24 protein-coding genes, 2 tRNA genes, 1 other RNA gene and 2 pseudogenes are annotated in these 26502 nt (G+C 62.6%); 9 read left to right on the top strand and 20 right to left on the bottom strand.

The annotated features are described in order from the left end of the window. The 9 genes from ECTPHS_RS11890 to ECTPHS_RS11850 form a co-directional block, all read right to left on the bottom strand. Positions 1–365 (bottom strand): hypothetical protein (locus ECTPHS_RS11890; protein ID WP_008933000.1); only part of this gene is annotated, 365 nt, incomplete at its 3' end. A 76-nt stretch (positions 366–441) separates the two neighbouring features. Next, entirely contained in the window at positions 442–1176 is a 735-nt protein-coding gene (locus ECTPHS_RS11885) for an LrgB family protein (RefSeq protein WP_008932999.1), read from the bottom strand. Continuing rightward, a complete protein-coding gene (locus tag ECTPHS_RS11880; protein ID WP_040405920.1) occupies positions 1169–1522 on the bottom strand; it encodes a CidA/LrgA family protein in 354 nt (117 codons plus the stop codon). The genes ECTPHS_RS11885 and ECTPHS_RS11880 overlap by 8 nt, the downstream gene beginning before the upstream one ends. A 27-nt stretch (positions 1523–1549) precedes the next feature. Beyond that, the gene (locus ECTPHS_RS11875) at positions 1550–1984 is read right to left on the bottom strand and encodes a DUF3617 family protein (protein ID WP_008932997.1); all 435 of its coding nucleotides are present in this window, start codon (positions 1982–1984) and stop codon (positions 1550–1552) included. A gap of 397 nt (positions 1985–2381) precedes the next feature. Then, complete coding sequence (locus tag ECTPHS_RS14095) at positions 2382–5171, bottom strand: bifunctional diguanylate cyclase/phosphodiesterase (protein WP_008932996.1); 2790 nt, start codon at positions 5169–5171, stop codon at positions 2382–2384. 18 nt (positions 5172–5189) lie between these two features. Next, positions 5190–6368: a substrate-binding domain-containing protein gene (locus ECTPHS_RS11865; protein WP_008932995.1), complete on the bottom strand. Its 1179-nt coding sequence runs from the start codon at positions 6366–6368 to the stop codon at positions 5190–5192. Between the two features lie 105 nt (positions 6369–6473). Next, positions 6474–7178 (bottom strand): metal-dependent hydrolase, encoded by a 705-nt coding sequence (locus ECTPHS_RS11860; protein WP_008932994.1) that lies wholly within the window; start codon positions 7176–7178, stop codon positions 6474–6476. Between the two features lie 214 nt (positions 7179–7392). After that, on the bottom strand, positions 7393–9708 hold the full coding sequence (gene hypF, locus ECTPHS_RS11855; RefSeq protein ID WP_008932993.1) for a carbamoyltransferase HypF: 2316 nt from the start codon (positions 9706–9708) through the stop codon (positions 7393–7395). A gap of 18 nt (positions 9709–9726) precedes the next feature. Continuing rightward, entirely contained in the window at positions 9727–11178 is a 1452-nt protein-coding gene (locus tag ECTPHS_RS11850) for a TrkH family potassium uptake protein (protein ID WP_008932992.1), read from the bottom strand. A 163-nt stretch (positions 11179–11341) separates the two neighbouring features. Here ECTPHS_RS11850 and ECTPHS_RS11845 point away from each other — a divergent pair, with 163 nt between their 5' ends. The 4 genes from ECTPHS_RS11845 to ECTPHS_RS11830 all read left to right on the top strand — a co-directional run bounded on the left by ECTPHS_RS11845 (position 11342) and on the right by ECTPHS_RS11830 (position 14006). Next, positions 11342–11794, top strand: coding sequence for a hypothetical protein (locus ECTPHS_RS11845; RefSeq protein WP_040405905.1), 453 nt, complete (start codon positions 11342–11344; stop codon positions 11792–11794). Next, the gene (locus tag ECTPHS_RS11840; RefSeq protein WP_008932990.1) at positions 11791–13227 is read left to right on the top strand and encodes a sodium:solute symporter family protein; all 1437 of its coding nucleotides are present in this window, start codon (positions 11791–11793) and stop codon (positions 13225–13227) included. Before ECTPHS_RS11845 ends, ECTPHS_RS11840 begins: the two co-directional genes overlap by 4 nt. A 225-nt stretch (positions 13228–13452) precedes the next feature. Further along, positions 13453–13797 (top strand): DUF1820 family protein, encoded by a 345-nt coding sequence (locus tag ECTPHS_RS11835; protein ID WP_008932988.1) that lies wholly within the window; start codon positions 13453–13455, stop codon positions 13795–13797. Between the two features lie 118 nt (positions 13798–13915). Next, positions 13916–14006: transfer RNA gene (locus ECTPHS_RS11830), tRNA-Ser, on the top strand. A 59-nt stretch (positions 14007–14065) separates the two neighbouring features. On the opposite strand, the pseudogene purU reads toward ECTPHS_RS11830, so the two are convergent. From purU to ffs, 3 genes and pseudogenes are all read right to left on the bottom strand, one after another. Beyond that, positions 14066–14923 (bottom strand): annotated as a pseudogene (gene purU, locus ECTPHS_RS11825) (formyltetrahydrofolate deformylase). Positions 14924–14944: 21 nt separating this feature from the next. Next, entirely contained in the window at positions 14945–15721 is a 777-nt protein-coding gene (locus tag ECTPHS_RS11820; protein ID WP_008932985.1) for an FKBP-type peptidyl-prolyl cis-trans isomerase, read from the bottom strand. Between the two features lie 114 nt (positions 15722–15835). Further along, an RNA gene (gene ffs / locus ECTPHS_RS14300) (signal recognition particle sRNA small type) lies at positions 15836–15932 on the bottom strand. Positions 15933–16076: 144 nt separating this feature from the next. On the opposite strand from ffs, the gene ispG reads away from it, so the two are divergent. Beyond that, positions 16077–17309: a flavodoxin-dependent (E)-4-hydroxy-3-methylbut-2-enyl-diphosphate synthase gene (gene ispG / locus ECTPHS_RS11815; RefSeq protein WP_008932984.1), complete on the top strand. Its 1233-nt coding sequence runs from the start codon at positions 16077–16079 to the stop codon at positions 17307–17309. On the opposite strand, the gene ECTPHS_RS11810 is transcribed toward ispG, so the two are convergent. After that, complete coding sequence (locus tag ECTPHS_RS11810) at positions 17310–18785, bottom strand: HDOD domain-containing protein (protein ID WP_008932983.1); 1476 nt, start codon at positions 18783–18785, stop codon at positions 17310–17312. A gap of 120 nt (positions 18786–18905) precedes the next feature. Between ECTPHS_RS11810 and motA the strand changes: the two genes are divergently transcribed. Further along, entirely contained in the window at positions 18906–19763 is an 858-nt protein-coding gene (gene motA / locus ECTPHS_RS11805) for a flagellar motor stator protein MotA (protein ID WP_008932982.1), read from the top strand. Between the two features lie 6 nt (positions 19764–19769). After that, the gene (gene motB / locus ECTPHS_RS11800; protein ID WP_040405902.1) at positions 19770–20630 is read left to right on the top strand and encodes a flagellar motor protein MotB; all 861 of its coding nucleotides are present in this window, start codon (positions 19770–19772) and stop codon (positions 20628–20630) included. Here the strand turns inward: motB and ECTPHS_RS11795 are convergent. Further along, positions 20620–22074 carry a carboxysome shell carbonic anhydrase gene (locus ECTPHS_RS11795; RefSeq protein ID WP_040405911.1) on the bottom strand — a complete coding sequence of 485 codons (1455 nt, stop codon included), beginning with the start codon at positions 22072–22074 and terminating at the stop codon, positions 20620–20622. The genes motB and ECTPHS_RS11795 overlap by 11 nt on opposite strands. Before the next feature lie 190 nt (positions 22075–22264). On the opposite strand from ECTPHS_RS11795, the gene ECTPHS_RS11790 reads away from it, so the two are divergent. Beyond that, entirely contained in the window at positions 22265–23179 is a 915-nt protein-coding gene (locus ECTPHS_RS11790) for a LysR family transcriptional regulator (RefSeq protein WP_008932979.1), read from the top strand. Positions 23180–23244: 65 nt separating this feature from the next. Then, positions 23245–23319, top strand: a tRNA-Val gene (locus ECTPHS_RS11785). A gap of 188 nt (positions 23320–23507) precedes the next feature. Here ECTPHS_RS11785 and ECTPHS_RS15250 read toward each other — a convergent pair. From ECTPHS_RS15250 to ECTPHS_RS11765, 6 genes and pseudogenes are all read right to left on the bottom strand, one after another. Then, on the bottom strand, positions 23508–23996 hold the full coding sequence (locus tag ECTPHS_RS15250; RefSeq protein WP_246828366.1) for a hypothetical protein: 489 nt from the start codon (positions 23994–23996) through the stop codon (positions 23508–23510). A gap of 252 nt (positions 23997–24248) precedes the next feature. Then, positions 24249–24767 (bottom strand): phosphatase PAP2 family protein, encoded by a 519-nt coding sequence (locus ECTPHS_RS11775; protein ID WP_040405909.1) that lies wholly within the window; start codon positions 24765–24767, stop codon positions 24249–24251. Positions 24768–24777: 10 nt separating this feature from the next. Further along, the gene (locus tag ECTPHS_RS11770) at positions 24778–25377 is read right to left on the bottom strand and encodes a glycosyltransferase (RefSeq protein ID WP_305807553.1); all 600 of its coding nucleotides are present in this window, start codon (positions 25375–25377) and stop codon (positions 24778–24780) included. Then, positions 25378–25644, bottom strand: a pseudogene (locus ECTPHS_RS15375) (glycosyltransferase); the annotation flags it as partial. Positions 25645–25659: 15 nt separating this feature from the next. Further along, the gene (locus ECTPHS_RS15245) at positions 25660–26019 is read right to left on the bottom strand and encodes a hypothetical protein (protein ID WP_246828364.1); all 360 of its coding nucleotides are present in this window, start codon (positions 26017–26019) and stop codon (positions 25660–25662) included. 259 nt (positions 26020–26278) lie between these two features. Next, on the bottom strand, positions 26279–26502 hold a 224-nt coding region (locus ECTPHS_RS11765), incomplete at its 5' end, for a group II intron maturase-specific domain-containing protein (protein WP_008932976.1).

The following is a 26502-nucleotide window of genomic DNA, read 5'->3' as shown; positions in this document are numbered from 1 at the left end:
TCACTCAGTAGCTCTTCCCTGATCCTGGCCATGCCGCCCCTGCCCTTCATGCCCTTGCTGGCGGTGATCACGGGAATCTTCCTCGCCTTGAGTTCCTCGATGGTCTGCCGATGCATGGCGATTTCCTTGGCCCGCATCTTCTCGGCCTGCGCCCTGGCTTCCTCCAGGGAGTGAAACCATTCACCACTGTGGGCATATTCCGGTAGCGTGAATATCTTGCCCAGATCATCGAAAAACAGGCGAAAGGAAATGCTCTTGCGATCTTCCGAGGCATACTGGGCCCCTACCTTGACAATGCCCTTGGTCAGCGCCCATTTGGTGACGTAGATCTCCATCACAGTGTCTTCTGCCGGCTGGGTTTCCATTGCTACTCGGGTTTCCTCTCACGGGGGTATGAAGTGATTATAGGCTGTGTTGCACGGGCGCCGGATCAGACACCGCTCAGGGCAGCATCAGACCGGGCAACCAAGGGGCCACACCCGGCAGCAGGAAGGCCGTCATGATGCCCGCGAGGCTAAGCCCGAGTCCGGCAAAGGCACCGGCGGTGGCGCTGATGCCGAAGGCCTGGGCAGTGCCGAAGCCATGGGCGGACAACCCCAGGGCAAACCCCTTCACCCGGTCGTCACGAATCCGCAGCACATGAATGAGCAAGGGTGACAGCATGCAGCCGATGGCCCCCGTCAACAGTACCAGGGCCGCCGTCAGGGACGGCAGGCCGCCCAGCTTTTCGGTGATCCCCATGGCAATCGGTGACGTCACCGATTTGGGCGCCAGGGACAACAGGGTAATGCGATCCGCGCCCAGGGCGGCGGCCACCAGAACCGCGCTCACGGCAGCCACGAAGGCACCTGTGAATCCGGCTAACAACAGGGGTAACAGCAACTGCCGGATCTGGTGACGGTTCTCATACAGCGGGATGGCCAGGGCCACGGTCGCCGGCCCTAGCATGAAATGGATGAACTGGGCGCCATCGAAGTAGGTGTCGTAGTCGGTCCCCGTCAGCAAAAGGATGCCGATCAGCAGGGTCATGGACAGCAGAACCGGATGCAGGACCATGCTGCCGCCCAGACGCCGATTGAGCCAGAGACTGATCTGAAACACCAGCAGCGTCATGGTGAGCCAGAGCAGAGGACTGGCGGCGAGAAAGGCCCAGATGTCGGTGAAGTCCTCATTCATGAGACCGTTCCCGCAGCCGGATCAGTCCGGTAAGCACCAGCATCGTGACCACCAGCGCCAGGACGGTACTGACCAGCAGTGCCAGCAGGATGGGCAGCCAGTCCCGGGCCACCAGGCCGAAATGGACCATCAGGCCGACGCCCGCGGGCACGAACAGCAGGGCCAGGTAACGCAGCAGGGTATCGCTGAAGGCCTTGAGTGCCGGAGGGGTTTCGCCACGGATCAAGAGTCCGACAAACAACAGCAGCATTCCCAGTACCGGCCCCGGAAAAGGCAGAGCCAGCAGCAATACGGTGACTTCACCCGCCAGCTGGCACAACAGGATGATGATGACGGCCTGCAGCATGATCACGGGGCTCCGAACCTGAGCTGCTCAGGGACACTCACCCATCCTGCGAGCCGTAATATCCGTCTGCATGGGCATCGTCCCCATGGGACCTTCCAGTTCCGCATTGACCTGTCCGCTGAGACGGTCGCCCTGGAATCGCATGTCCGCCGTCATCTGGACTTCCATCCCGTTTTCTCGACAGACCATGTCGTAGCGCATGGCGTCGGACGTCACCTGAAGATTGGACAGTTCACAGTGTTCACTCAGTTCCAGGAATTGCGGATCTCGGGCCACGTCTTCCGCCGTGATGCACTGGCGATTGGTGGTGCTGTGCTCGGGAAAGGCACTGTTCCCGAGAATGCGGGTGACATTGGTAAATTCCCAATCGCCTGGTTGAATATTCAGATCCGTCGCCAAGGCACCATGGGAAAGCAACAAGAGGGAGCCGGCGATGAAGGCCGGACGAAGGACACGCATCATGCATGACTCCAGAAGGAACAAAAGGGGTGTTTCATGGTAGCAGTCTGACCTTGCAGTGGCCACAGGCAGGGAATGGCAGTGATATTATGCACAGATGATGGATGCTCTAAACCATCTGATGAACAGCTGTCAACATGCACCTTCCAGAAAACCAAAAAATCATAACCATATGATTTCATTAATTTTTAATAGATGGTTATTTCATGACCATTTTAAGACAATCCACGGAGGGATGGGGCCTTGAGCGGTTTGCGGACATGGTATCCACACACTTATCCACAGCTTCTGTGGATAGCGCCAGTTTATCCTTGCCTGGGCATGACTTAGCCCCCTCAGCGGGAAAACACTTGAGCAAAAGCCGCTATCTGTCCCGCCCATTGCTCGGGAGGCGCGTGCTTCAGAGGCTCCGGCGCCGCCCGCTCATCTCCTCTCCTACCGCGCCACGACGTTCCAGCCTGGCAAAGCATGCCAGCATCTGGCCCCGAGCCGCCTGAAGCTCAGGCAGCAGGGCATGCAGTTGCGGGGGCATTGCGCCGTCCCGTTTGTGCTCCGCCAGGGACAAGAGCAGCTCGTGTACTCTGGCATGGGCTGCCCAGAGGTCTGCAAAGGCCTCATGCATGCCGTAACGGGCCGATCCACTGCCGTTGTACCAGCGGACAAAGCGGGTATTGAATAGATCATCCGGAAGCTGATGGGTCTCCTGGATACTGAGCATCATCCCATCGAACCAGCGCTGATAGCCACGCACTGCCACTGTGAGGTTAAGGTCCCCTTGCAGTCCTTCGCCAAGATGGATCGCCAGCGCGGGAGGCCTTTTCGACCATTGCCGAATCCAGGCAGGCAACGCCTCCGGCGACATGGGACGGGCAATACCGTACCCCTGGGCATGGCGGCAACCCAGACGAATCAGACAGGCGGCCTGCTCCATGCTCTCCACCCCCTCGGCGATGATCTCCTTGTTGAAGGTGGCGGCCAACCCCACGATGCTCTCGACGATATCCAGATCATTGGGGTCTTCCAGCATGTCCATGACGAAGCTGCGATCCACCTTGAGCACGTCCACCGGCAGGCTGCGAAAATAGGCCAGCGAGGAATACCCGGTGCCGAAATCATCCAGCGCAAACCGGACCCCCAGCTTCTTGCAGCGGGCAATGACACTGCCCGCCTGGTAGAGATCGCTGAAGGTGGCGGTTTCCAGTATTTCACATTCCAGGGACTCGCGCGGTAACTGGGGATGACGCGCCAGCGCCGCCTCCAGATAATCGGCAAAGCCCGGCTCCAGAAGATGATCCGCACTGACATTGACGCTGATGTGAAGATGCAGTCCCTGATCCTTCCAATTGGCCATCTGCCACAGGGCCTGTTCGATGACCCAGCGGCCCACCTGGGATTCCAGCTCGCTGCCGTTGAGTTCGCCAAGGAAGCTCCCGGGCAAGAGAAAGCCCCGCTGCGGATGCTGCCAACGCAATAGAGCCTCGGCCCCGGTCACCCGACCGCTGACCAGGTCCACACGGGGCTGGTAATGCAGCAGGAATTGCCCATCCTGTAGCGCCGTGGCCATGGACTTGATGAACTCCATCCGACTCTGGTGGCGGAGGCTCTGGTCCAGGTCAAAGACGGCATATCGGTTCTTTCCGGCCTCCTTGGCCTGATACATGGCCTGGTCCGCGTGCCGGATCAGGGTATCGGCGTCGTGGTCGTCGCGGGGGAAGAAGGTCACCCCCATGCTGGCGGACAGGCGCACGCAGACACTGTCCAGGATCGCCGGCTCGGCCACGGCGGTGAGCATGCGCTCGAAAAGACTGTGTGCCTCGTTGGCGTCATCCAGATTATTGAACAGGAGCACGAACTCGTCGCCTCCCAGCCTGGCCAGGGTGTCATCGGCGCGCAACAGGGCCTTGAGGCGATCAGCGATAACCAGCAGCAAGCGATCTCCCATGGCATGGCCGAAGCGATCGTTGATGGGCTTGAAACCATCCAGATCCAGATAGCAGATGGCCAGCGGTGAGCGGTTCCTGCGGGCGCGGGCAATAGCCTGAGAAATGCGATCGGCCAGCAACCGACGATTGGGCACGCCCGTGAGGATGTCGTAATGCGCCATCCGGTCCAACTCATGCTGGTGGATCGAGATGCGACGAATGAGATCATTGAAGGCATTCACCAGCTGACCCAGTTCGTCGTCGACATGGAAACGGGGCGTGGTCAGGGGACGTAGCGGCCCCACGGGCAACTGCCGTGCCTGCTCAGCCAGGCGCCGCAAGGGCAAGGCGACAAAACGGGTCAAAAACAGCAACAGACCCGACATGACGATGACAATCACCGTCGCCAACAGGGTCATCACGGTGATCAGGACACGGGCTTCGGCGCGGGCGTCCGCCACGCTCATGACCATGACCGGTACTTGGTCAAGGGTGACCAGGCTCATGGGTCGCCGGGCGATGTGGACGGAAGCTTCACGGACGGATCGGTCGTTGGCCGGATCGGCTGACGGCAACCGGGACCAGACATCCATAATGAGCGCATCGGCCGGTAGCGGCCCGACAAAGAGCCGGCCGTCAACCATCCAGCCCAATCCCTCCAGACCGGCCGCCTGCCTGACCCGATTGAACAGACTCAGGCGATCGGAAAGGACCACGGCACCCTTGAGACTGCCCAGCCGGCGCCCGGTATCCGGATCCCGAAAGTGCCGGGACACCACCAGCACCAGATGGGGTCTTCCATCCCCGTCCACCATGACATGCAGCCGGGTATCCGCCAGTCCATCCTGCTGCTCGTGCTGATGGGATAGCCAATCCAGCAGGGCCTCCCGGCGATAGATGGCAAAGCCTCCGTCCACCCAGCGGGCCTGGTCTTCGCGACTGATGACAAGGCCGTCAAAGACACCCTGCAGATCAAACTGGGCCTGGCGCAACAACAGGTGCTCCGCCAGATCCCGACGCCCTTCCAGAACCGCCTGCTGCAAGGGACGTAGACGCATGATTTCATGGCTCATGCGCTGGATGCCCTCGATTTCCTGATCCAGGATCAGGGTGGCCAGTGCCGCGCTACGATCAAAGCCGCGTTGCAGTTCGGACAACGTCGCCTGACGTGTCCCCTGGATGGTCAGCACCACGGCCAGTACACTGAACAGCACCATGCCGCCGCCCAGGGCGGCAACGATCGTGGTGATCAGTGTGCGTCTGGCCATGGGCTGGTGATTTTCCGGTTAACGGTCCGAGGAAGGCGACGAAAGAACGGGGCCAGCACTCACCCCTGGGGGCGGACCGGAATAGCGAAAAGCCCGCTGTTTGAGATTGTCGATGACGGCGGCATCCATGTCACGGGGCACCAGCACCATTTCCCCGGAAAAGACTTGAGGTACCCGATGGCCCTGCCCCCGCAGATCCATCGCAATGGCCTCGGCCATGGCCACCCCGGCATCGTCGTTCATGCGCATGACGGTGGCCGTCAGCGCACCGGATCGGATCAGGGATAGCTCGTTGGCGCCTCCCCCCCAGCCATTGATGAGAAGTTCCCCCTGACGGCCCGCGCCGGCTGCGGCCACTGCGGCCCCAAGAGCAATGTCGGTGGCGCAGGCATAGATCAGTACCAGATCCGGATACCGCGCCAGCGCATCCTCGGTCGCCCGCCGGGCCACATCCATCTGCAGATGGGTAAGATAGGTATTGCGGAGCCTCAGATCAGGAAAGGCGGCGATTTCACGGATGAAGGTACCTCCCCGGGCCTCGCTGATGTAGCCATCACCGGCAAAGAGCACCACCACGTCCCCCTCCCCTCCGGTGGCCTTGATCAGGTGGCGGGCCAGCATGCGCGAGCCCTCGACATGATCAAATCCCACATAAAGGAATGGCTGCATGCCGTCCCAGGCACGCAAGGGAGTGGTGACGTTCTGGAGAATGATCCTGGGGCCGGCTCTATCCGGGGAGGACAAGGCCAGCAAGCGCTCGGCCAAACGATGATGAATGGGCGTATCCAGGGTATAGACAAGATAATCGGGCTGCCCGGACAGCGCCTCCTGCAACTGCTCCACCTGCAACATGGGATCGATACCGCCGGGCTGGCTGGAGTGAACCGTAATGGAGAGATCAAGGCCGAGAGCCTGCGCACGGCGACTGAAGGCCGTCAGGTTGCGCCGCCAGTAGTCCGAGGCCTGCAGGCCGGGATACAGCACGGCCACCCTGGCGGCGGGCCGTTCGTCGGCGGATGGCGGCGAAGGCGGGCTTCTCACCCGCTCGGTGAAATCCTGGAGCAGCGCCCCCTGTAGTGGGTAGCGCGCCAGGTAACTGTCCATGTCCCAGTAGTGGGGCAAATCATCCGCCCGTGGCACGGCACCAAACAGCAGGAGCAACAGGCCCAGGCTGAAAAGAGAAAAACGGCGAATCATGGGGGCGCGCAAGTTCCTCACCGGTCGATCAGACAAGCTTAACAGAGCCCGACGCCAGCATCCTCCCGGTGGGGCATTGCGTTCATCCGGGCAAGTCGCGATGGACTAGCCCAGCAACAGCATGCCTCCACGCAGCCAGTGAACCAGTTCCCCCGGATAGGGCAGCAACCACACCAGGGTCACGAGGGCCGCCGTGGCCAGCAGGGAACCGGAAGGAAAGGCCGGTTCCCAGATTTTAAGGGCGGATCCGAAGGATCGCTTGATCCGTGCGTTGTTGATGTCCACGCTGTAGAGTTCATCCAGTACGAGATGAATCAAAAACCCGATGAAGAGTGCGATCCCCTGCAGCCAGATGAGCAGGGGTTCGGCCGCCAGGCAATGGAGTCCCAGCCAGATCCAGCCCAGTCCCCACAGACCGCCCACCACCAGGCTATGACACAACCCCCGGTGACGGGTGAGTTTCTGGAACAGGAAGGCGGCGGGATAGCGGATCAGCAACCAGACCAGAAACCCCACGGCGATGGCTTCACAGGAAACGGTCTGCCCGGGCAGGGTGAACAGGGGCGTGGTCTGCATCTGGACCGTCAGGCTGGAGGCAACGATGGCCGCCGCCAGCGCCAGCAGGGAAAACAGCCAACGCTGGGGCCGGCCGCCATCCACGTCAATGTCGGGCAACAGGGTACCCGCCACCAGGAACACACCCAGGACCAGGCTGTCCGGCCAGGAGAGCATGCCGGTGACGGCAATCCCCGAGGCCATGCCCGTGGCAGCCATGCCGGCAACTGCCACATGGGTTGAAAAGTTGGCCATAATTGATTGTTATTACCTAAAACATTAACAATCACGATATCTTAGCATTATGGCTGAATGAATGGACAGTACACCTGCCCGAGTGGATCATTTGCCCGGACGAGGTTGCATGAGTTCGGCGGCATTCTCCCGAATCCACTGCTCAACCCGGGCATTGAGCGCCTTGACGTCGTTGAGACTCCAGACAGACTCGAATTCATGGTTCGGGGGGTGATCAGATCGGGGCCTGCATGGCGATCCAGGCCTGCCCCAGACTCAGACCGCCGTCGTTGGGCGGCGACCATTGCGGCTTATAAACCCGGAAGCCGGCACCGGTCAGCCGCTCCACCAGATCCTGCATCAGCACCTGGTTGAGACAGCAGCCGCCCCCCAGCACCAGGTCACGAATGCCTTGAGCCTTGGCCGCCTCGATCAGCCAGCAAGCCAGACCCTGGGCCACGGTGGCATGAAAGACGCCGGCGCCCGCCCCCGGATCCATGCCGTCGGCAAGTCGGGCCAGCAAGGGCATGAAATCCAGCACCCCCTGCTCCATCACCCACCCCCCGGACAGGGGAACTTCCGGGCCGTGGCGGGCGGCCAGCCCTTCCAGCAGCATGGGGGCCTGCCCCTCGAAACGGGCCACCCATTTCACCCGCAGCAAGGCGGACGCCGCATCGAACAGGCGCCCCAGACTGGTGGTGAGGTGGGGATTGCGTTCGGTGTCCATCTGCTTGGGCAGGCCCTGGGCGGCGGCAAAGACCTGATACCGATCCGGGATCTCGTCTGCCCGTCCGAGAGCATGCAGGACCGCGGCGGCCATGCGCCAGGGTTCACGGGTGGCCTGGTCGCCACCGGGTAACAATAGGGAACGCAAATGCCCCAGACGCTGGTAACGGGCGCCGTCGATGCGCATCAGTTCCCCACCCCAGGCGGTACCGTCATCCCCCAGGCCGTAACCGTCCAGGGCCAGCCCAAGCACGGGACGGTCCAGCTGGTGCTCCGCCTGGACCGCCGCCAGATGGGCATGATGGTGCTGGATCCGCAGCAATGGCACATCCAGCACCTTGGCCAGACGCATGGCAAGGCGGGTGCTGTAGTAATCCGGATGCAGGTCACAGGCGATGCGCTCGGGGCGAATGCGCAGCAGCAGCATCAGGTGCTCCACGGTCTCGTCCAGAGCTCGGCAACTGGCGGGACTGTCCAGATCCCCCACATGCTGGGACAAAAAGGCCTGCTGCCCGCGGGTGATGCAGGCAGTGTTGTTATACCAGGCCCCGGTGCCCAGAACACAGGGGCCGGTCCGGGGCATACGCACCGGCTCCGGCGTGAAGCCCCTCCCCCGCCGCAGAAAGCCCGGACCGGTCGCCGTCATGCGGACCACGCTGTCGTCACAGCGCACCCGGATGTCCCGGTTATGCACCAGCAGAGCATCGGCGATATGCCCCAGCCGGTCCACCGCGCCCTGGTTGGTGATGATGACCGGCTCACCGAAGAGATTGGCCGAGGTGCAGACCAGCAGCAGGGACTGGGGTTCTTCCTGCACCCAGCGAGTGCCGTCGGGCCGTCCGGCGGCCTCGTGGAACAGCAGATACTGCAGGGGGGTATAGGGAAGCATCACGCCCAGGCGCTGCATCCCCGGGGCCACCCCTTCCAGGGAGGGACGGCTGTCGGGCCTTCGGCGCAGCAGGACAATGGGCCGCGCATAGCCCTTGAGCAGGTGTGTCTCTTCCGGCAAAAAGTGCACCAGATCCCGGATCGAGGCCAGGTTGGCGGCCATGATGGCAAAGGGCTTTTCCTCCCGCTGCTTGCGCGCCCGCAGCCGGGCGACGGTGTCCTCGTTGCGGGCATCGCACATGAGGTGAAAGCCCCCCAGGCCCTTGACCGCCAGAATCTTGCCTTCCCGGATCTGTTGCAGTGCCGCCCGGATGACGTCATCCACCGGCAACGGCATGCCGCCGGGGTCCAGCAGGCTCAGCCGGGGACCGCACTCGGGACAGGCATTGAGCTGGGAGTGAAAGCGGCGCTGACCAGGGTCCTGGTATTCCTGATGACAAGCGGCGCACATGGTAAAGGAGGCCATGCTGGTATGGGCGCGGTCATAGGGGATGGCCGTCATGGCCGTGTAGCGAGGACCGCAATGGGCACACCCGATGAAGGCATCGCGGTAGCGGCGATTGCCCGGATCGAAAAGCTCCTCCAGGCACTGGGGGCAGACAGCCGCATCCGGGGTCATGCCAGTGGCAATGGCGCCGCCCACGCTGGGCACGATGGCAAAGCCGCACATTTGCGGAATGGGTTCGAGCGGATTGGTTTCGACCACATCCACGCGGGCCAGGGGTGGCGGATGATGAGCCAGCCGATGCAGGAACTGGTCCACCGCCGGCCGTGGTCCCTGAATCATGAGCTCGACGCCGGCGGGATCATTACGCACCCAACCGGACAGCCCCAGCTCCGTGGCAAGCCCATGAATGAAGGGCCGGAACCCGACCCCCTGAACCTGGCCGCGAACCCAGACACGCAGACAAATGATGATGGGATGTTTCTTTGACATAAGGAAAATCTTATCGGATCAGTGGCGCCAGAAAGCCGGGGTGAACAGCACCAGCAGGGTGAAGACCTCCAATCGCCCCAACAGCATGGCAAACATCAGCACCCACTTGGCCGGGTCGCTGATGCTGCTGTAATTGGCCGCCACCTCCCCCAGTCCCGGCCCCAGATTGGTGATATTGGCCGCCACCGCGGAAAACGCCGTCACCTGATCCAGCCCCGTGGCCATCAGGATCATCATCATCAGACCGAACAACGCCACATAAGTGGCAAAAAACCCCCACACCGCATCCACCACCCGGTCGGGCACCGGCTTGCCGCCGACCTTAATGATCACCTGGGCCTGGGGGTGCACCAGTCGGATCACCTCCCGGTACCCCTGCTTGATCAGCAGCATGAACCGGATCACCTTGATCCCCCCGCCGGTGGACATGGCACAGCCGCCGATGAAGGCCACCAGCACCAGCAGGACCGGCAGGAACAGGGGCCACTGATCAACGCCGTCGGTGACGAAACCCGCCGTGACGCCGATGGAGACGGTATGAAAGATGGCCTGGTGCAGGGTGTCGCCCCAACCGCCGTAGTGCCGGGTCAGCATCAGGGTGGTCGTGACCACGATCCCCGTGGTCACCATGATGCCGATGAACCAGCGCACCTCGGGTTCTCGCAGATAGTGCCGGAAGGAACGGGTTCGCCAGGCCAGAAAATGCATGGCGAAATTGATGCCGGCGATGAGCATGAAGACCACACAGATCATGGAAATCAGTGGACTGTCGAAATGACCGATGCTGGCGTCGTAGGTGGAGAAACCGCCGATGGCCACGGTGGAGAAACTGTGGCCGATGGCATCGAACCAGCTCATCCCCGCCGCCCAGTAGGCGGTGGCACAGGCGATGGTCAGGGTGAGATAGATGTACCACAGGGCCTTGGCGGTCTCGGCAATGCGGGGGGTAAGCTTGGAGTCCTTCACCGGCCCCGGAGTCTCGGCCCGATAGAGCTGCATGCCCCCGACCCCCAGCATGGGCAGGATGGCCACCGCCAGCACGATGATGCCCATGCCCCCCAGCCACTGCAGCTGCTGGCGATAGAAGCGGATGGACTCCGGCAGATCGTCGATCCCGGTCAGCACCGTGGCCCCGGTGGTGGTGAGCCCGGACATGCTTTCAAAGGCGGCATCGGTGATGGAGATGCTGGGGGCATGAGAGAGGGTCAACGGCAGGGCGCCGGACAGGCCCAGCACGGTCCAGAACAGCACCACCACCAGGAAGCCGTCACGGGTGCGCAGTTCCTGACGGCGACGACACACCGGTAGCCAGATCAGGGTACCGACGGCCAGGATCACTCCGAAGGACACCAGAAACGGCACCAACCCCTCGTCGTCGTAAATGATCGCCACCAGTGCCGGCGGCAGCATGGTGACGCTGAACAGCATCAGCAGCAGCCCGACGACACGGAGCACCGAAGACCAGTACATGAGTGATTCCAGGGGAGTCCAGGGGCGCATAAATTAGGCCACAGGAGGTGGATGGTGCAAACAATTTGGGGGTTTTAAGGCACGGAAGCGGCCTTGACCCGGGTTTCCCGGGGGTCTAGGGTAAAAAAACGAGGAAGAAAGCCCGTTGCGAGCGGAGACCGCCATGCCACATCGTCATGCACCCCATGCCCTGTGGGCATTCGCACTGAGCATCATCCTGCTGATGCCGACGTCCGTCCTCGCCCAGGGCGTGCCCACGCTGGATGCCACCACCCAGACCGCCCGTGCCGGTTATTACCAGCTCCGCTGGGGCCTGGAAGAGGCCGACGGCGCCATTTACCGCCTGGAAGAATCCCGCGCCACCGACTTCCAGGAGGCGCGGGTTCTCTACGAAGGCGCCGACCGGGCCACCGTGATCAGCGGCCGCGGTGACGGCACCTTTCACTATCGGGTCCAGGCCACCCTGGCCGACGATTCCCGTTCCGACTGGAGTCCGCCCCTGACCGTCGAGGTCAGGCATCACGCACTCCATCAGGCCCTGACCCTCTTTGGCGTGGGCGCCGTTGTCTTCCTGGCCACCATCGCCCTGATCGTCACCGGCAGGAGAATCCGATGAGCATTCAGGAAACCGCCATTCTGGAACCGTGGCTGGCCTGGCTGCTGATCGCCCTGTTCACCGCCCTGTACGTGGGTCTTGGCTGGTACTTCGGCCGCCGGGACAAGGAGCTGGATCAGTTCGTGCTGGCCGGACGCAAGGTGGGGCTGGCGGTGGGGACCGCCACCGCCATGGCCACCTGGGTCACCAGCAACACCACCATGATGGCCCCGCAGCTGGCCTATCAGATCGGTCTATGGGGCATGATCGGCTATGCACTGGGTTCCGTGGGTCTGCTGCTGTTCGCCCCGCTGGCCAAGCGCATTCGGCTGCTCATGCCCTATGGCTATACCAGCGGCGACTTCGTCCGTCTGCGCTACGGCCATCTCGCCTGGCGGATCTTCCTGGCCATTTCCATCTTCTACAGCTTCGGCTGGCTGGTGAGCCTGGGCATGGCCGGCGGCGTGCTCACCCATGCCCTCTCCGGCATCCCCTACTGGCAGGGCATGACGGTGATCCTGGCGGCCTGCGTGGCCTACACCCTGATCGGCGGCTTTCGCGCCGTCATCGGCACCGACTTCATCCAGTCGATCCTGATCCTGGTCGGCCTGGTGGCCATCGCCTGGCTGGTGATCGGTCGCATCGGCTTTGACGAGATTCACCTCAGTCTGCGGCTGGAACGACCGGAACTGCTCACCCTGCTGATGCCGGCGGCGATCATGTTCCTGTTCAACAACCTGCTGTTCGGCATGGGGGAGATCTTCCATTCCAACGTGTGGTGGACCCGGGCCTATTCCTTCCGCGAGGGGGTGGGCATGTGGGCCTACCTGCTGGCAGGCATCTTCTGGGCGCCGATCCCCATCGTCGCCGGTTTCATCGCCCTGGCCGCACCGGCACTGGGGGTGAACATTCCCGCCGCCGACATGGTGGGTCCCATCGTCGCCTCGGAACTGCTGGGGCTGGCGGGGGCCATCATCGTGCTGGTGATGGTGTTTGCCGCCCTGGCCTCCAGCCTGGACTCCCTGCTGGCGGCCACGGCCATGCTGGTGGTGCGGGACATCTACTACCGGCACCTGCGCCCCCAGGCCACGGCGGCCCATCTGCGCACCGCCACCAAGGTCACCATTCTGCTGCTGGGGGTCATTGCCTGGCTGCTCTGCCTGCCGCGCATCACCACCCTGGCGGAACTGCTGCATTTCACCGGGGCCTTCGTGGCCAGCACCATCTGGCCTATCGCCGCCGGGCTGTACTGGCGTCGGACCAACCGCATCGGTGCTTCCCTGGCCATGGTGCTGGGCAGCCTGGCGGGGATCAGCGCCTATTTCCTGATCGGTTTCTACGTGGGTGCCTTGGTGGGTGCGGCCGTGTCCATGGTGATCGTGCTGCTGACCACCTGGCTGTGGCCCCAGTCCTTTGACTGGGAAACCCTCAAGGAACCGCCGCCCAGACATTGAACCCGGGAGCATGCCATGGCATCCGTTGAATTCCTGACCGTGCTGATCGTCACGTCCACCGTCATCACCACCCTGTGCATCCTGGTACTACTGGGGCTGGTGATCCGGGACTGGCGCAACGGGACCCTGTGGTAGACGCGGGTGCATCGGCCCGCTCTGATAGAATGCCCTGCCCGCCCCCATCCGGGGGCGGCGGTATTCCGTCATCCCCTTTGCAGAGGCGACATGGCCAGTTCCAAGCATATCTATCGAGTCTGTTTCATCAACCAGGGCAAGGTGTACGAGGTCTTCGCCCGCCAGGTGTACCAGAGTGAGATGTATGGTTTCGTGGTGGTGGAAGAGTTGATCTTCGGCGAGCGCAGCGCCATCGTGGTGGACCCGGGCGAGGAGAAGCTCAAGACCGAGTTTGCATCCGTCACCCGCAGCCTGATCCCGATGCATGCCATCATCCGCATCGACGAGGTGGAAAAGGAAGGCGTGGCCAAGATCAGCGAGCTGGGCGCCAACGTCACCGCCTTCCCCGCCAGCTACCTGCCCCAGGGCGGGACCCCTCCGCGCAAGGATGGCTAGAAAAAATCGGCAAAGGGATTTGCCAAAGCCGAAAGATTCAGGTATCTTTCGGCACCTTGATCGGGACGGGCCAGGCCCACCGGATCAATCGCTGCCACTGCGCGGCGAAACAATCAGCGGAGAGGTGGCCGAGCGGTCGAAGGCGCACGCCTGGAAAGTGTGTATACGGTAACCCCGTATCGAGGGTTCGAATCCCTCCCTCTCCGCCATACAAAAGTACAAAAAAGCCACCGGAAACGGTGGCTTTTTTGTTGTCCCCCGGCGATATTCAATCAAACACCACCGTCTTGTTGCCGTACACCAGCACCCGGTCTTCCAGATGGTAACGCAGCCCTCGGGCCAGCACGGCCCGCTCCACGTCGCGCCCCAGTCGCACCAGATCGTCCACCGTGTCGTCGTGCCGGACCCGGATCACGTCCTGTTCGATGATCGGCCCCTCGTCCAGTTGATCGGTCACGTAATGACAGGTGGCGCCGATGAGCTTCACCCCCCGATCAAAAGCCCGGTGATAGGGCCTGGCGCCGACAAAGGACGGCAGGAAGCTGTGGTGGATATTGATCACGCGCCCGGCATAACGGGCACACATGTCCGGGGGCAGGATCTACATGTAGCGGGCCAGCACCACCACGTCCGCGCGGGCCTCGTCCACCAGTTGGGAAACCCGGGCAAAGGCCGATGCCTTGTCCTGCCGGTCCACCGGAACATGGTGATAAGGAATCCCGTGCCACTCCACATAGTCCCGCATGTCCTCGTGGTTGGAAATCACGCAGGGGATGTCCATGGGCAGATCCCCGGAGCGCCAGCGATAGAGCAGATCCGTCAGACAGTGATCCAGCTTGCTCACCAGGGGCACCACGCGCCGCGGCAGACGGGCGTCGGTGACGTGCCACTGCATGGCGAACTCCCCGGCGATGGGCTCGAAGGCCCGGCAGAAACCGTCGAGATCGAAGGGCAGCGTGCCGGCATCGATCTCGTAACGCATGAAGAACCAGCCGGTGGAGGCATCCGAGTGCTGGCTGGCCTCGGTGATGGAACCGCCGTGACTGGCCAGAAAGCCGCTCACGGCGGCAACGATGCCCACTCGGTCAGGACAGGAAATGATCAAACGATAACGATGCGGTGACATGAACCGGGATCCCTTCCGCGCTCAGCAACGCTGACCGGACTGCAGGCTGGGGCAGTCGCTGCTGACAGTGCGCCCCTCCCCCAACCAGCCCAGGATGCCGTCGGTCACATTCATCACCTGGGTGTAAGCTGCTTCTTCCGCCATGAACCGGGCCAGGACGCCGGTGCGGTTGCCCACCCGGCAAATGAGCACGAAGGGCTCGTTCCGCTCCACCACTCGGGTCAGATGGCGGGGGAAACTGCGCACGAAGCGGCCATTGGCGTCAAAGGCGGTGATCAGGTAGCTGCCTTCCACCACTCCTGTCTCGCGCCATTCCTCCGGGCGCCGGATGTCGATGACCTTGACCCCGGCGGCAATCAGTTCGGCCAGTTCGTCATTGCTCACGTTGGTGAAGGGCGGCGGCTCCACCGCCACCAGTTCCAGTTCGAAACGCAGGGTGGCATTGGGTGGGATCACCCGACCGGCGCCGCGCTCACCGTAGGCCAGTTGAGGCGGGATGATCAGTTCCCGCTTGCCGCCAGCCTGCATGCCCACAAGACCCATCTCCCAACCGGGGATGACCTGCCCCTGCCCCAGGATCAGGCTCAGGGGCTCGCCCCGTTCATGGCTGGAATCAAACCGGGTACCGTCTTCCAGCCAGCCGGTGTAATGCACCTGCAGGGCATGGTGACGATCGGCCCGTGGACCGTCGCCGACTTCAAGGTCGCGGATCTGGAGTTCGGCAGCACCCGCCTGGGCAAACCACCCCAGGCAGATCAAGGCAAGGGCGGCAAGAAGAATGAAACGTGGCTGAGTCATGGCGCACTCCGTGGACGACACTTGGAATCGCGCCATGGTAGCGGCCCCGGGGGCGACAAGACCAGCCCTGCCGGAAAACCTGCACGCATACGTTACTTGAAGGGGGGTGGCAACCCACACCAGCCACACCCCGGCGCCCAAGTCCACTGTTACCGTTGCTCCCTTCCGGGCCTGGCGGGGTTCACAGCTTATTGTCGCGAGGGGACCGGTGCAGGTCACCATTGCTCGGATAAGGGTGGGGATTATGGGGTGAGCGGCCGGAACCGTCAACCTGGGCGGGCACGGGACCACCGTCCATCCAAATCCTGATAAGATGGCGCACTCTCACGATCCAGACGCTTGAAGGCGCAAACTGATGACTTCCAATATCCCAGGTTATCGTCGCCATGTCACCGTCCCCGTCCGCGTCGGCCATGTGGTGGTTGGCGGTGATGCTCCGGTGGTGGTGCAGTCCATGACCAACACGGATACCGCCGACGTGGAAAGGACCACCCGCCAGGTGGCCGACCTGGCCCGGGGTGGTTCGGAAGTGGTGCGTATCACGGTCAACACCGAAGAAGCCGCCGCTGCCGTCCCCCGCATCCGTGAAGGCCTCGATGCCATGGGCCTGAATGTGCCTCTGGTGGGGGATTTTCATTTCAACGGGCATCGCCTGCTCAGCAAGTATCCGGCCTGCGCCGAGGCCCTGGCCAAGCTGCGCATCAACCCGGGCAATGTAGGCCGAGGCGCCCGTCGCGATACCCAGTTCGCCCAGATGATCGAGATGGCCTGCCGCCATGACAAGCCGGTGCGCATCGGCGTCAACTGGGGCAGTCTGGATCAGGAACTGCTGGCCCGCATGATGGACGAGAACGCCCGCCGGGATCAGCCCCTGGACATCCAGGATATCAACCGCGAGGCGCTGATCGAATCCGCCCTGAGCAGCGCCCGGCGCGCCGAGGAGATCGGCCTGCCCCACGACCGCATCCTGTTGTCCTGCAAGGTCAGCGGGGTGCAGCCGCTGATCCGCGTCTACACGGAACTGGCCGCCCGCTGCGACTATCCCCTGCACCTGGGACTGACCGAGGCGGGCATGGGCGTGAAGGGCATCGTTGCCTCCACCGCCGCTCTGGCAGTGCTGCTGCAGCAAGGCATCGGCGATACCATCCGCGTCTCTCTCACGCCGGAGCCGGGTGCCGACCGGGTCAAGGAGGTGATCGTGGCCCAGGAGATCCTGCAGAGTCTGGAACTGCGCCGGTTCAGTCCGGCAGTGGTAGCCTGCCCCGGTTGCGGTCGCACCTCCAGCGACTATTTCCAGCATCTGGCCCAGGACATCCAGAACCACATCCGCCACAACATGCCCGAGTGGCGCAAACGCTATCCGGGTGTCGAGGAGATGACCGTGGCGGTGATGGGCTGCGTGGTCAACGGCCCTGGTGAAAGCAAGCATGCCAACATCGGTATCAGCCTGCCGGGCACCGGCGAGATGCCGGTAGCCCCGGTCTACGAGGATGGGGAAAAGACCGTCACACTCAAGGGCGACCACATCGCCGAGGAATTTCAGCAACTGGTGGCGCAGTACATCGAACGCCGCTACGGCAAGGGCTGATCAACGCAGCGTCCTGATCGGCTCGGCCCGAGGGCGAGGCCTGGTACCGAGCGTCTGATCCAGCCGCAGCAACTCAGCCTGCGCCAGCCCCGCCAGATGGTTGAATCCGGCCTGTGCCTGCCTGTCCAGGGCACAGGCCGGAGAACGCCGGTCGGCGTAGAGCATGCCGATGGGACGCTCGCCGACAAACAGGGAGTGGAGCAGGAAATCCCGCACGCCGACGACCTCTCGCAGTGCCTCGGGCACCTGCGGCCACATCGCCTCTGCATTACCGGGATTGAGCCAGAACGAGGCCGGTCGTTTCATGAGCACGGATACCAGATGACCGCCGCCGAGAGCCACGGTGAACCGGTTGAAATCCGGCTCATGGTCGGTCCCCTCCATGATAGCCGGCACCAGCCTTTCCCCGTTTTCGTCAAGGCGCGCAAACACCACGCGATTAAGGCCCAGGCCGTGGTGCAGCCCGGTCACCAGCACGTCCAGTACCGCGTCTGCGTCAGTCAGTGTGGCAGCCCGCAGGCAGGCCTCAGCCTCGGCAAACCGGTTCGACCGGGGAGCCAGGCAGAAGAGCGACGCAGAAGCGTCCCCTCCCGTTTCCAGCCTGACTTCGATCTCCTCGGGCACCAGCACCGGGATCGGTGCCATGTCGTACAGATCCAGGTTCAGATTGAATTCCTCGCTGACCCGATTGAGTTGCGCCACCAAGGTTTCCATATCTATATCCAGATATTCCGCCGCCAGCCTCAGATCCCTGATCAGACCGGGCGCACGCCAGCCGCGCATGGCTTCCCGGGCCAGCTTGGCCGCCAGCATCACCCCCAGGGTGCGCAGGTGTCGGGCATTGGCGGGTGACATGCAGTGGCGTACCATCTCCGGAAGCTGCCAGGTTTCCGCCAGCCGGTGGCCGATGGCCCGCAGACTCAGGTCGAGCGCCACATACTCGGCTTCATGGGGCAGGACACAGCTGTCCATGATGAGCGTGAGATACCGTTGTATGCGGCGTTCCCGGTGGGCGGCCAGAAGGAGTTCCCCCAGGTTGTAGAACAGCCCCGCCAGTGATACCTCACCGGGTACCATGTCGTGCCGGATATCCCCCCAGACTTCCGCCAGCAAGGCGGTATAGGCGGCACGGGCGGCTACCTGGGTGTAGCGGGTCCGCGCCTCCGGGTCTTCCAGCAATTGGTCCAAGGGTATGGCCTGCTCCAGGCAACGCAGAATGCCCTGAATGCCGATCATCATGGCGGCCTCATCCAGGGACACGACTTCGGTACGGAAGTGTCGATGAGGTAACGCATTGGCGGTGCGAACCACCCTGAGGGCCAGACCCGGGTCGCGCTGGATCAGTCGCGCCACCACTCGCATGCTGGATAGACGATCCGACTCCAGCCCTGCCAGCATGTCTCGAGTACCGGGCAGCAAGGGCAGGGACTGCCGATCGAAGACACTGACCCACTCATCCAGTTGCCTTTTGTCCATCCGCTTGCCCCCTTCAAGATTAAGCAGTGTCTCACAAAGGATACATTCGGCTATTATGGACTTGGTTCTCTTAATCTAGCCAGTCCATATCCCAGCCAGGCGCCAGGAGGAACACGGCCCGTGAATCTGATCTTAGGCTCAATCATCGTTACCGTGGCCGTATTGGGCGGATGGGCCGCCCACGGTGGCCAGCTCATCCTGATCTGGCAGCCCTACGAATTCGTCATCATCCTGGGGGCCGCCTTCGGTGCCTTCGTGATCGCCAATCCCATGAAGACGATCATCAAAGTCTTCACCATCATCCCCAAGATGATGGGCGGTCCCGTCTACAAGAAAGATGATTACATGGAACTGCTGGGCCTGATGTATGACCTCTTCACCAAGGCACGCAAGGAAGGGTTGATGGGCATCGAGGCAGATATCGAAGAACCGGAAAACAGCCCCCTGTTCGAAAAGTATCCACGGGTACTGAAAAATCACCATGCCGTAGAGTTCATCTCGGACTACATGCGCCTGGTGGTCAGCGGCAGCATGAACTCCTTTGAGCTGGACAACCTCATGGACATCGACATCGAGACCCATCACCACGAAGTGGCCGAACCGGCCCATGCCGTGACCCGAGTGGCGGACGGTCTGCCCGCCTTCGGTATCGTCGCAGCGGTGCTGGGAATCGTGAACACCATGAGCGCCCTGGATGGCCCCATCGAAAAGATCGGTGGCCTGGTGGCCGCTGCACTGGTGGGCACCTTCACCGGCATCCTGCTAGCCTACGGTTTCGTGGGTCCACTGGCCAATGCCCTTGAGCGCCGCGCCGACGAGGAAACCAAATACATGGCGGTGCTCAAGGCCTGCATCCTGGCCAATGTGCAGGGCTACAGCCCTCAGGTGGCAGTGGAGTTCGGTCGCAAGGCCATGGCTTCCAGCATGCGTCCCAGCTTCATCGAGCTGGAACAGCATCTGCGCGGCAACAAGGAGTAGGCAGCCTTGGCAATGGAGGAGAAAAAACAGCCGATCGTCATCAAACGGATCGTCAAGCATGGCGGTCATCACGGTGGCGCCTGGAAGATCGCCTTTGCAGACTTCGCCATTGCCATGATGGCCTTCTTTCTGCTGCTGTGGATCCTGGGATTCACGGATGACCTGCAGAAGGCGGCGATCTCCGAATACTTCCAGAACCCATCCGCCGCCATGGGGATCAGCCCTACCCCGCCCCACCCCACGGAAGGCCAGGGCGTCTCCCCCTCCGTCATCGATTTTGAAGGGGCCATCGACATGCATCGGGCCGAAGAAATCGCCCAGGAACTGGATCGAGAGCGACTGGAAAACCTCAAGGAAGTGCTGGAAGAAGCCATGGAGCAGAGCCAGGCACTGGAGCCCTTCAAGGACCAGTTGCTGCTGGACATAACACCGGAAGGTCTGCGCATCCAGATCGTCGACCGGGAGAATCGCCCCATGTTCGCCCTGGGCAGCTCCCAACTCATGAACTATTCCACGGATATCCTGAGGGAGTTGGGCGCCATCATCAACCAGGTTCCCAACAAGATCAGCATTACCGGACATACCGATGCTCGCCCCTTCATCCGGGCCAATTACAGCAACTGGGAACTGTCCGCCGACCGGGCCAACGCGGCTCGACGCGCCATGCTGGCGGGAGGCATGGAGGAAGGTAAGGTGGGCCGTGTGGTCGGGCTGGGTTCCACGGTGCTGTTTGACCGGGAAAACCCGGAAAACCCCATCAACCGGCGCATCAGCATCATCGTGATGAACCAGGCGACGGAAGCTTCCATCCTCAAGGAGGCCTCGGTGGAATATCGGGGCGATCAGCCCCTGCCGTTCACACCCTGAGTGGTTCCTGGCCCCGCGGGCCCAAAAACTCCAGCGCCCCACCGGCGTCACGGGCCCGCAATACCCCCTGACAGACCATGCCGCCCTTGAGTACCAGGGCGGCATGTCGATCCTCGATGGCCCGACACAGGGCAAGACAGCGGCCGGCTTCACGCTCCCTGCTGCCCGGCACATGGGCATCGTAGAGTCGGTGGACCAGCACCGGCACCGGTAGGCCAAGTCGTGCGGCCTCCCCCTTGAGCACGCCCTGCACGCCGATGTCCAGGGCCTCCCCCATCACCTCCATGGGCGCGGCCCCCATGCACCAGGCCAGATTGCGCAACTGCACCTCATCCAGGGCATCACCGACGATGATCAGTCGTTCCGTCCGCTCCCCCTGGGCATGCCGGCCATCACGATACAGACGCAAGTAGTCCAGCTGGGACAGATTACCCTGCAACAAACGGGCGATCAGGCGCACCAACCCCTCCCGGGGCGGCTCCCCTCCCCCGCCCTCGCCTCCCAGATCACGCACCGCCTGATGAATGCTCTGATACAGCCGCAGGGAAGCCACGCGAGGCTCCAGGGACAGGGTCTGACGATATAAAACGGCACTGTCGACGAAGACATCGGTGCGCATCCGGCCATGGGCGTCGGGCACATGGATCCGGATCCCGTCGGTGTCCGTATCCACGCCGATCAACAGGGTATCCACCGGCGGGGAGCGGGACAGGCCGTTGCCCAAAGACTCCCTGAAACCCTGGAGACGGTCCAGTAGCGAAGCCGCTAGGTTTTCGATATTGCCATCGGCCTCGCAGCAAGGCTGTGCGGGCTGCACAGACCGGAAGTGATAGACGCAAGCCTTCACATAGCGGGAAGGGACGTTGGCCGGAACGGGCACTCCTTCCAGATGCCGCAGCAGTTCGCAGTAGCGCCAGTGCTCCACCTGACTATCCACGTCGAAGAACCCGCCCACACGGGCACAGGGCCGAACCTGCAGGCCAGGCAGGCGCAGGATCAAGCGCTTGAGCCCCATCAGGCGACCATCCGGACAGGCACTCGCCACCATGGCGTGGACATCACAGTCCAGCAGCTCCCCAAGCACCGTTTCCACATCCCTCATCGGGGCGGGGCAATCGCTCCAGGCCCCTTCCACCATCTGCGACAGGATGCGAAAGATGCCGTGGGCATACAGCCGGCGCACATCCAGTCCACCGACCCAGGAGCGCTCGACCACTTCATCCGGCCATGAAAAACCCAACCGATCCTGGGCCATGGCCTGGATCCGGCGGGCATGGTCGGGGCCCATGGCCTGATACTGCATCTCCCGGAGCGCCGGGATCAGGGCTTCCAGCTTGGCTTCGAACACCTTCTCGAAGGCATGCAGTCTGCCGTGGTTGGCCGACGCGGCCAGAGGATGATGCATCCTGTCGGATGAAATCTCGGTCTTCGGATCCGGGGCCATGGTCATGTCCTGCTCGCTCACACCCGATCAACCTCTCGTTGTACGTTCGGGACCGTGAAAATTCGACTGGAATACCCGATTTTTATTCCTGTTCCCATTAGGCAATACTCATATGATGTGGCTGTGACCAAACACGGAGCCAGCACCTCCGTCTGGCCGAGGATAATCCTGCCCCATGGAGGCAAGGCACATGAACTTCACCTTCCGACAACTCAAGGCCTTCGAGGCGGTCGCCCGAAATCTGAGCTATACCAGAGCCTCGGAAGAACTGCATCTTACGCAACCGGCCGTTTCCATGCAGATCAAGCAGCTGGAAGAACATGTGGGCCTGCCCCTGTTCGAGCAGATCGGCAAACGGATCTATCTTACCGATGCGGGCAAGGAGCTTTATCACTACAGCTGCGCGATTGCCAATCAGCTGGCGGAAGTGGAAATGGTGCTCAACGAGATGAAGGGCCTGCGGCGCGGGCACCTGAACATCGCCGTTGCCAGTACGGCCAACTACTTTGTCCCCCGGCTGATTGCGGCGTTCCATCGACGTCATCAGGATATCTCCGTGACCCTGGAGGTCACCAACCGGGAATCCCTGCTCAAGCTGCTGGAGATGAATGCAATGGATCTGGCCATCATGGGCCAACCCCCCTCGGGCGAGCCGGCCGCCCACCCCTTCCTGGAGAATCCTCTGGTGATCATCGCTCCGCCGGATCACCCGCTGGCGCGGGAAAGCAACATCCCGGTCTCCCGTCTGGCCACGGAACATTTCGTGGTGCGCGAAGAAGGCTCCGGCACCCGGGGCGCCGCGGAACGTTTTTTCGAGACCCACGGCATCACCCTGCAAGCCACCCAGCAGATGCACAGCAGCGAAGCCATCAAGCAGGCGGTGGAAGCCGGGCTGGGCCTGGGCCTGCTGTCCCTGCACACCCTGGAGATGGAGCTGATTCTGAAACGCCTGGTGGTGCTGGACGTGGAAGGTTTCCCCATCCAGCGCCAATGGTATGTGGTCCACCCCCGGGGCAAGCGTTTTTCCGGCGTGGCCCAGGCCTTCATGAAGTTCACCCTGGAGGAAGCCGGACACCTGCTCAAAACACCCGAATGGCGGAATTAAAAAACCCCGGCAGGCGTGTTGACAGCCCCGGGGTGCCTCCCTATAATCACGCCTTCTTCGCACTCGGGCGGTTAGCTCAGCGGTAGAGCACTGCCTTCACACGGCAGGGGTCAGTGGTTCGATCCCACTACCGCCCACCAAATTGAAGTACAAGCAGTACCAGGAAGATCTCTAAGCCCCCGGAAACGGGGGCTTTTTTGTTTCCGCTCGTCCCGTGAAAACCCATGAGATCCTTTGACAGCCGGTATCCCTTGGGGCTTACCCCGAGACTTCCCTGAAGGAAGCCCGGAAACGCCGTGACGAATCCCGAAAAAAGTCTCGCGCCGTTTCAGTGGGCCTGACCCGAGCGCAGGGCAATCACCTCGGTCAAGGACAGACCGGTGCTCTGGGCAATCTGCTCGTCGGTCAACAAGCCCAGCTTGAGCAGGTTCATGGCTGCCAAGCGCTGACCTTCCAGCCGTCCTTCCTGTCGTCCCTTCTGCCGCTCCTTTTCCGCCCATGTCTGAAGATTTTCCGCCAGCATCGCATGGTCCTCCACCAAACTGTTGATCTCTTCCAGCGCCTGCTCCGCCTCGGCACCCAGACGTTTGAGGTGACGCTTGAGCCAGCGGGTGATCACCTCATCCAGTCGCGCCTTCTCCGGATGGGCCCTGATGCGGGCCGCCAGACGTTTCACCGCCCCCTGCAGGGCCTCCACGTCCTTCGACGCCTTCTCCACCTCGAAAATCCCGCTCAGCGGTGTGTCCCGCGCCGCCAATTCTTCCTCGGTGAAGCCCGCTGTGAACAGATTTCGCTCACAGACACGCCCTACTACCACATCATCTTGCGCTGTGTGCGGCGCACCTTCCTCTGCGGGCAAGATCATGCTACCGGCAGAAGTTTTGAACATCGGCGGCAGTGGATAGAGGATCGTATCCGGATGCTGGCGTCCTTGTTCGCCAGCATCCGGGAACGGATGAAGCAGTGCACACCCTCAACGACATCCTGGTGCGCATGCAGTCTCACCAACGCAAGAAGAGCTCGCAGTTGCGAGCCCTTCGGTTGTGCGCGGATTGAGGCGTTCGAGGTCTTAAAGCATCAGGCTGACGCAGGCCACCAGAGCGCCGATGCCGGCGCCCGCCAGCACGTCGCTGGGATAGTGCAGGCCCAGCACCAGTCGGGACAGGGCGATCATCACCGTGAAGGGCACCACCAGCCAGGCCCAGGTGGGTAGATAGGCCACCAGGATGATGGTGAAGGCCACGGCGTGCATGGTGTGGCCGGAGGGGAAGCTGAAACGGTCCAGGGCCGGCACGTTCTGCAGGATGTCCTGGTTCTGGGTGTAGGGCCGGTCGCGCACCGTGGTCTGCTTCAGGAGCTTGTAGATGGGCAGGCAGAGGAGGCCCACCAGCGCCATGTGCAGGCTCACCTGCAGGGCCCACAGGCCATGGATGACGGGCAGGGCCAGCATCAGCACATACCAGAACACCCCATTGCCCAGGCGGCTCACCACGGCAAAGGTCCGGTGGGTGAACCACTGGTGGTTGGCCCGGTTGAAGGCCAGGCACAGGGGGAGTTCGGCTTCGGTCATTCGCTGCATCATGCGCATGGGGAACACCTCACTTGGCTTGGGCGTACTCAAGGAAAAGGGCTTCCAGCCGGTCGTGCTCACAGCGCCAGTCCACCGTTTCGGCTTCGGCGCGGGCCTGGGTGCCCAGGCGCCGCCAGGTGTCTGGTTCGGCCACCAGCTCGGTGGCCAATTCCATGAATTGCTCGGCATCATCGAAGCGGGCCAGCATGCCGCTCTCGCCGTGGCGCAGATGCTGACGTCCCGCGGCATAGTCGTAGGACACCACCGCCAGACCCGATGCCATGGCCTCCAGGACCACGTTACCGAAGGTGTCCGAGGTGGACGGGAACAGGAAGATGTCGCCGCTGGCGTAATAACCCGCCAGCTCCTCGCCGATGTGCACGCCCGCCAGGATCAGGTCGGGGTGCTGTGCACTCAGTTCAGCGGCGGCGGGGCCATCGCCCACCAGAATGAATCGCGCCTTGGGCTGGCGGGCCTGCATGGCACGAAAGGCCTCCACGGCCAGGTCCAGATTCTTTTCCGCTGCCAGGCGGCCCACGTAGATCACCGCCGGGTCATCGGGCTCCAGGCCCCATTGGGCGCGCAGGTCAGGTCGATGACGGGCGGGGTTGAATAGCTGGGTGTCCACGCCCCGGGCCAGCACGCGGCAGGTGCCAAAACCCTGCTCCTGCAGCTCTTGAGCCAGGGTGTCGGTGGGCACCAGGGTGCACTGGGTGCGGTGATGGAAGCGACGCAGGAACCAGCTGATCGCCGGCGCCAGGAACCCCAGGCCGTAATACTGGCTGTAGCGATGGAAGTTGGTGTGGAAGCCGCTGATCACCGGGATACCCATGGCCCGGGCCGCGGATAGCACGGAGCCGCCCAGCAGACCCTCGGTGGCCACGTAGATCACGTCCGGCGGGTTGGCCTTCTATGCCTTGCGGATGGCGCCACGGGCCGGCAGGCCAAAATGCAGGCCGGGGTAGCCGGGGATCGGCAGACCCTGGGTGAGCTGCTCCTGCAGCCCTTCCCGAGGTGCCAGGGTGCCGTTGTCACCCTTGCCCTGGCGTGGGCGGATCAGGTGAACCTCATGCCCTCGCTCCAGCATGCTATGCACCATCTGGTGCAGGGTGTGGGCCACGCCGTTGATCTCGGGCGGGAAGGTCTCCGTGATCATGGCGATGCGCAACCGCTGCCTGGGCACCGCGGTCAGGTTCGGTTGGTCGTTCAGTTCCGAGGCCGGGTTTGGCGCGGTCGGATCCGGTTCCCGGGGCTTCTGGGCAGTCTGCATGGGGCTTCCACTGTGGACAGGTTGCCCCGATGCTAGGCGCGTTGGTTTTCAGGTGGGTGAAGAAGGCGTGACGTTTGCTATCGGGTCGGAGGGGGGCTAGCCCCCGTCCGCCCACACCACCGGGCATACGGATCCGTACCACGGCGGTTGGTCAAGTGTTGGCGAACCGGTTCATGTAGAAATTCACACCCCGGAAGCCTTGGTCGCGCCACCAGTGGTTATTCATCAGAAACCGCGTGTGGTGGAGTTGGGCCAAGAACTACCAGCGCTTGTGTTGGCTGTAGCCTCGGGCTTCGTCCACCGGCAAACCGAGTTCGATCATCTTTCTCACCCGGGTTCGCGGTTTGAACCACTGTTTCATCAGGCACATCCGTAAACGGCTTCGGATCCAGCCGTCGAGGTCCGCAAACAACCGGTGCGTCTTTGCCAGCCGGAAGTAGCTGGCCCAGCCCCGAATGTATCTGTCGAGGCGGGCCAGTTTGA

It is taken from the genome of Ectothiorhodospira sp. PHS-1 (assembly GCF_000225005.1).
Taxonomy (GTDB): Bacteria; Pseudomonadota; Gammaproteobacteria; order Ectothiorhodospirales; family Ectothiorhodospiraceae; genus Ectothiorhodospira.
This window is presented reverse-complemented; position numbering and strand designations above follow the sequence as displayed.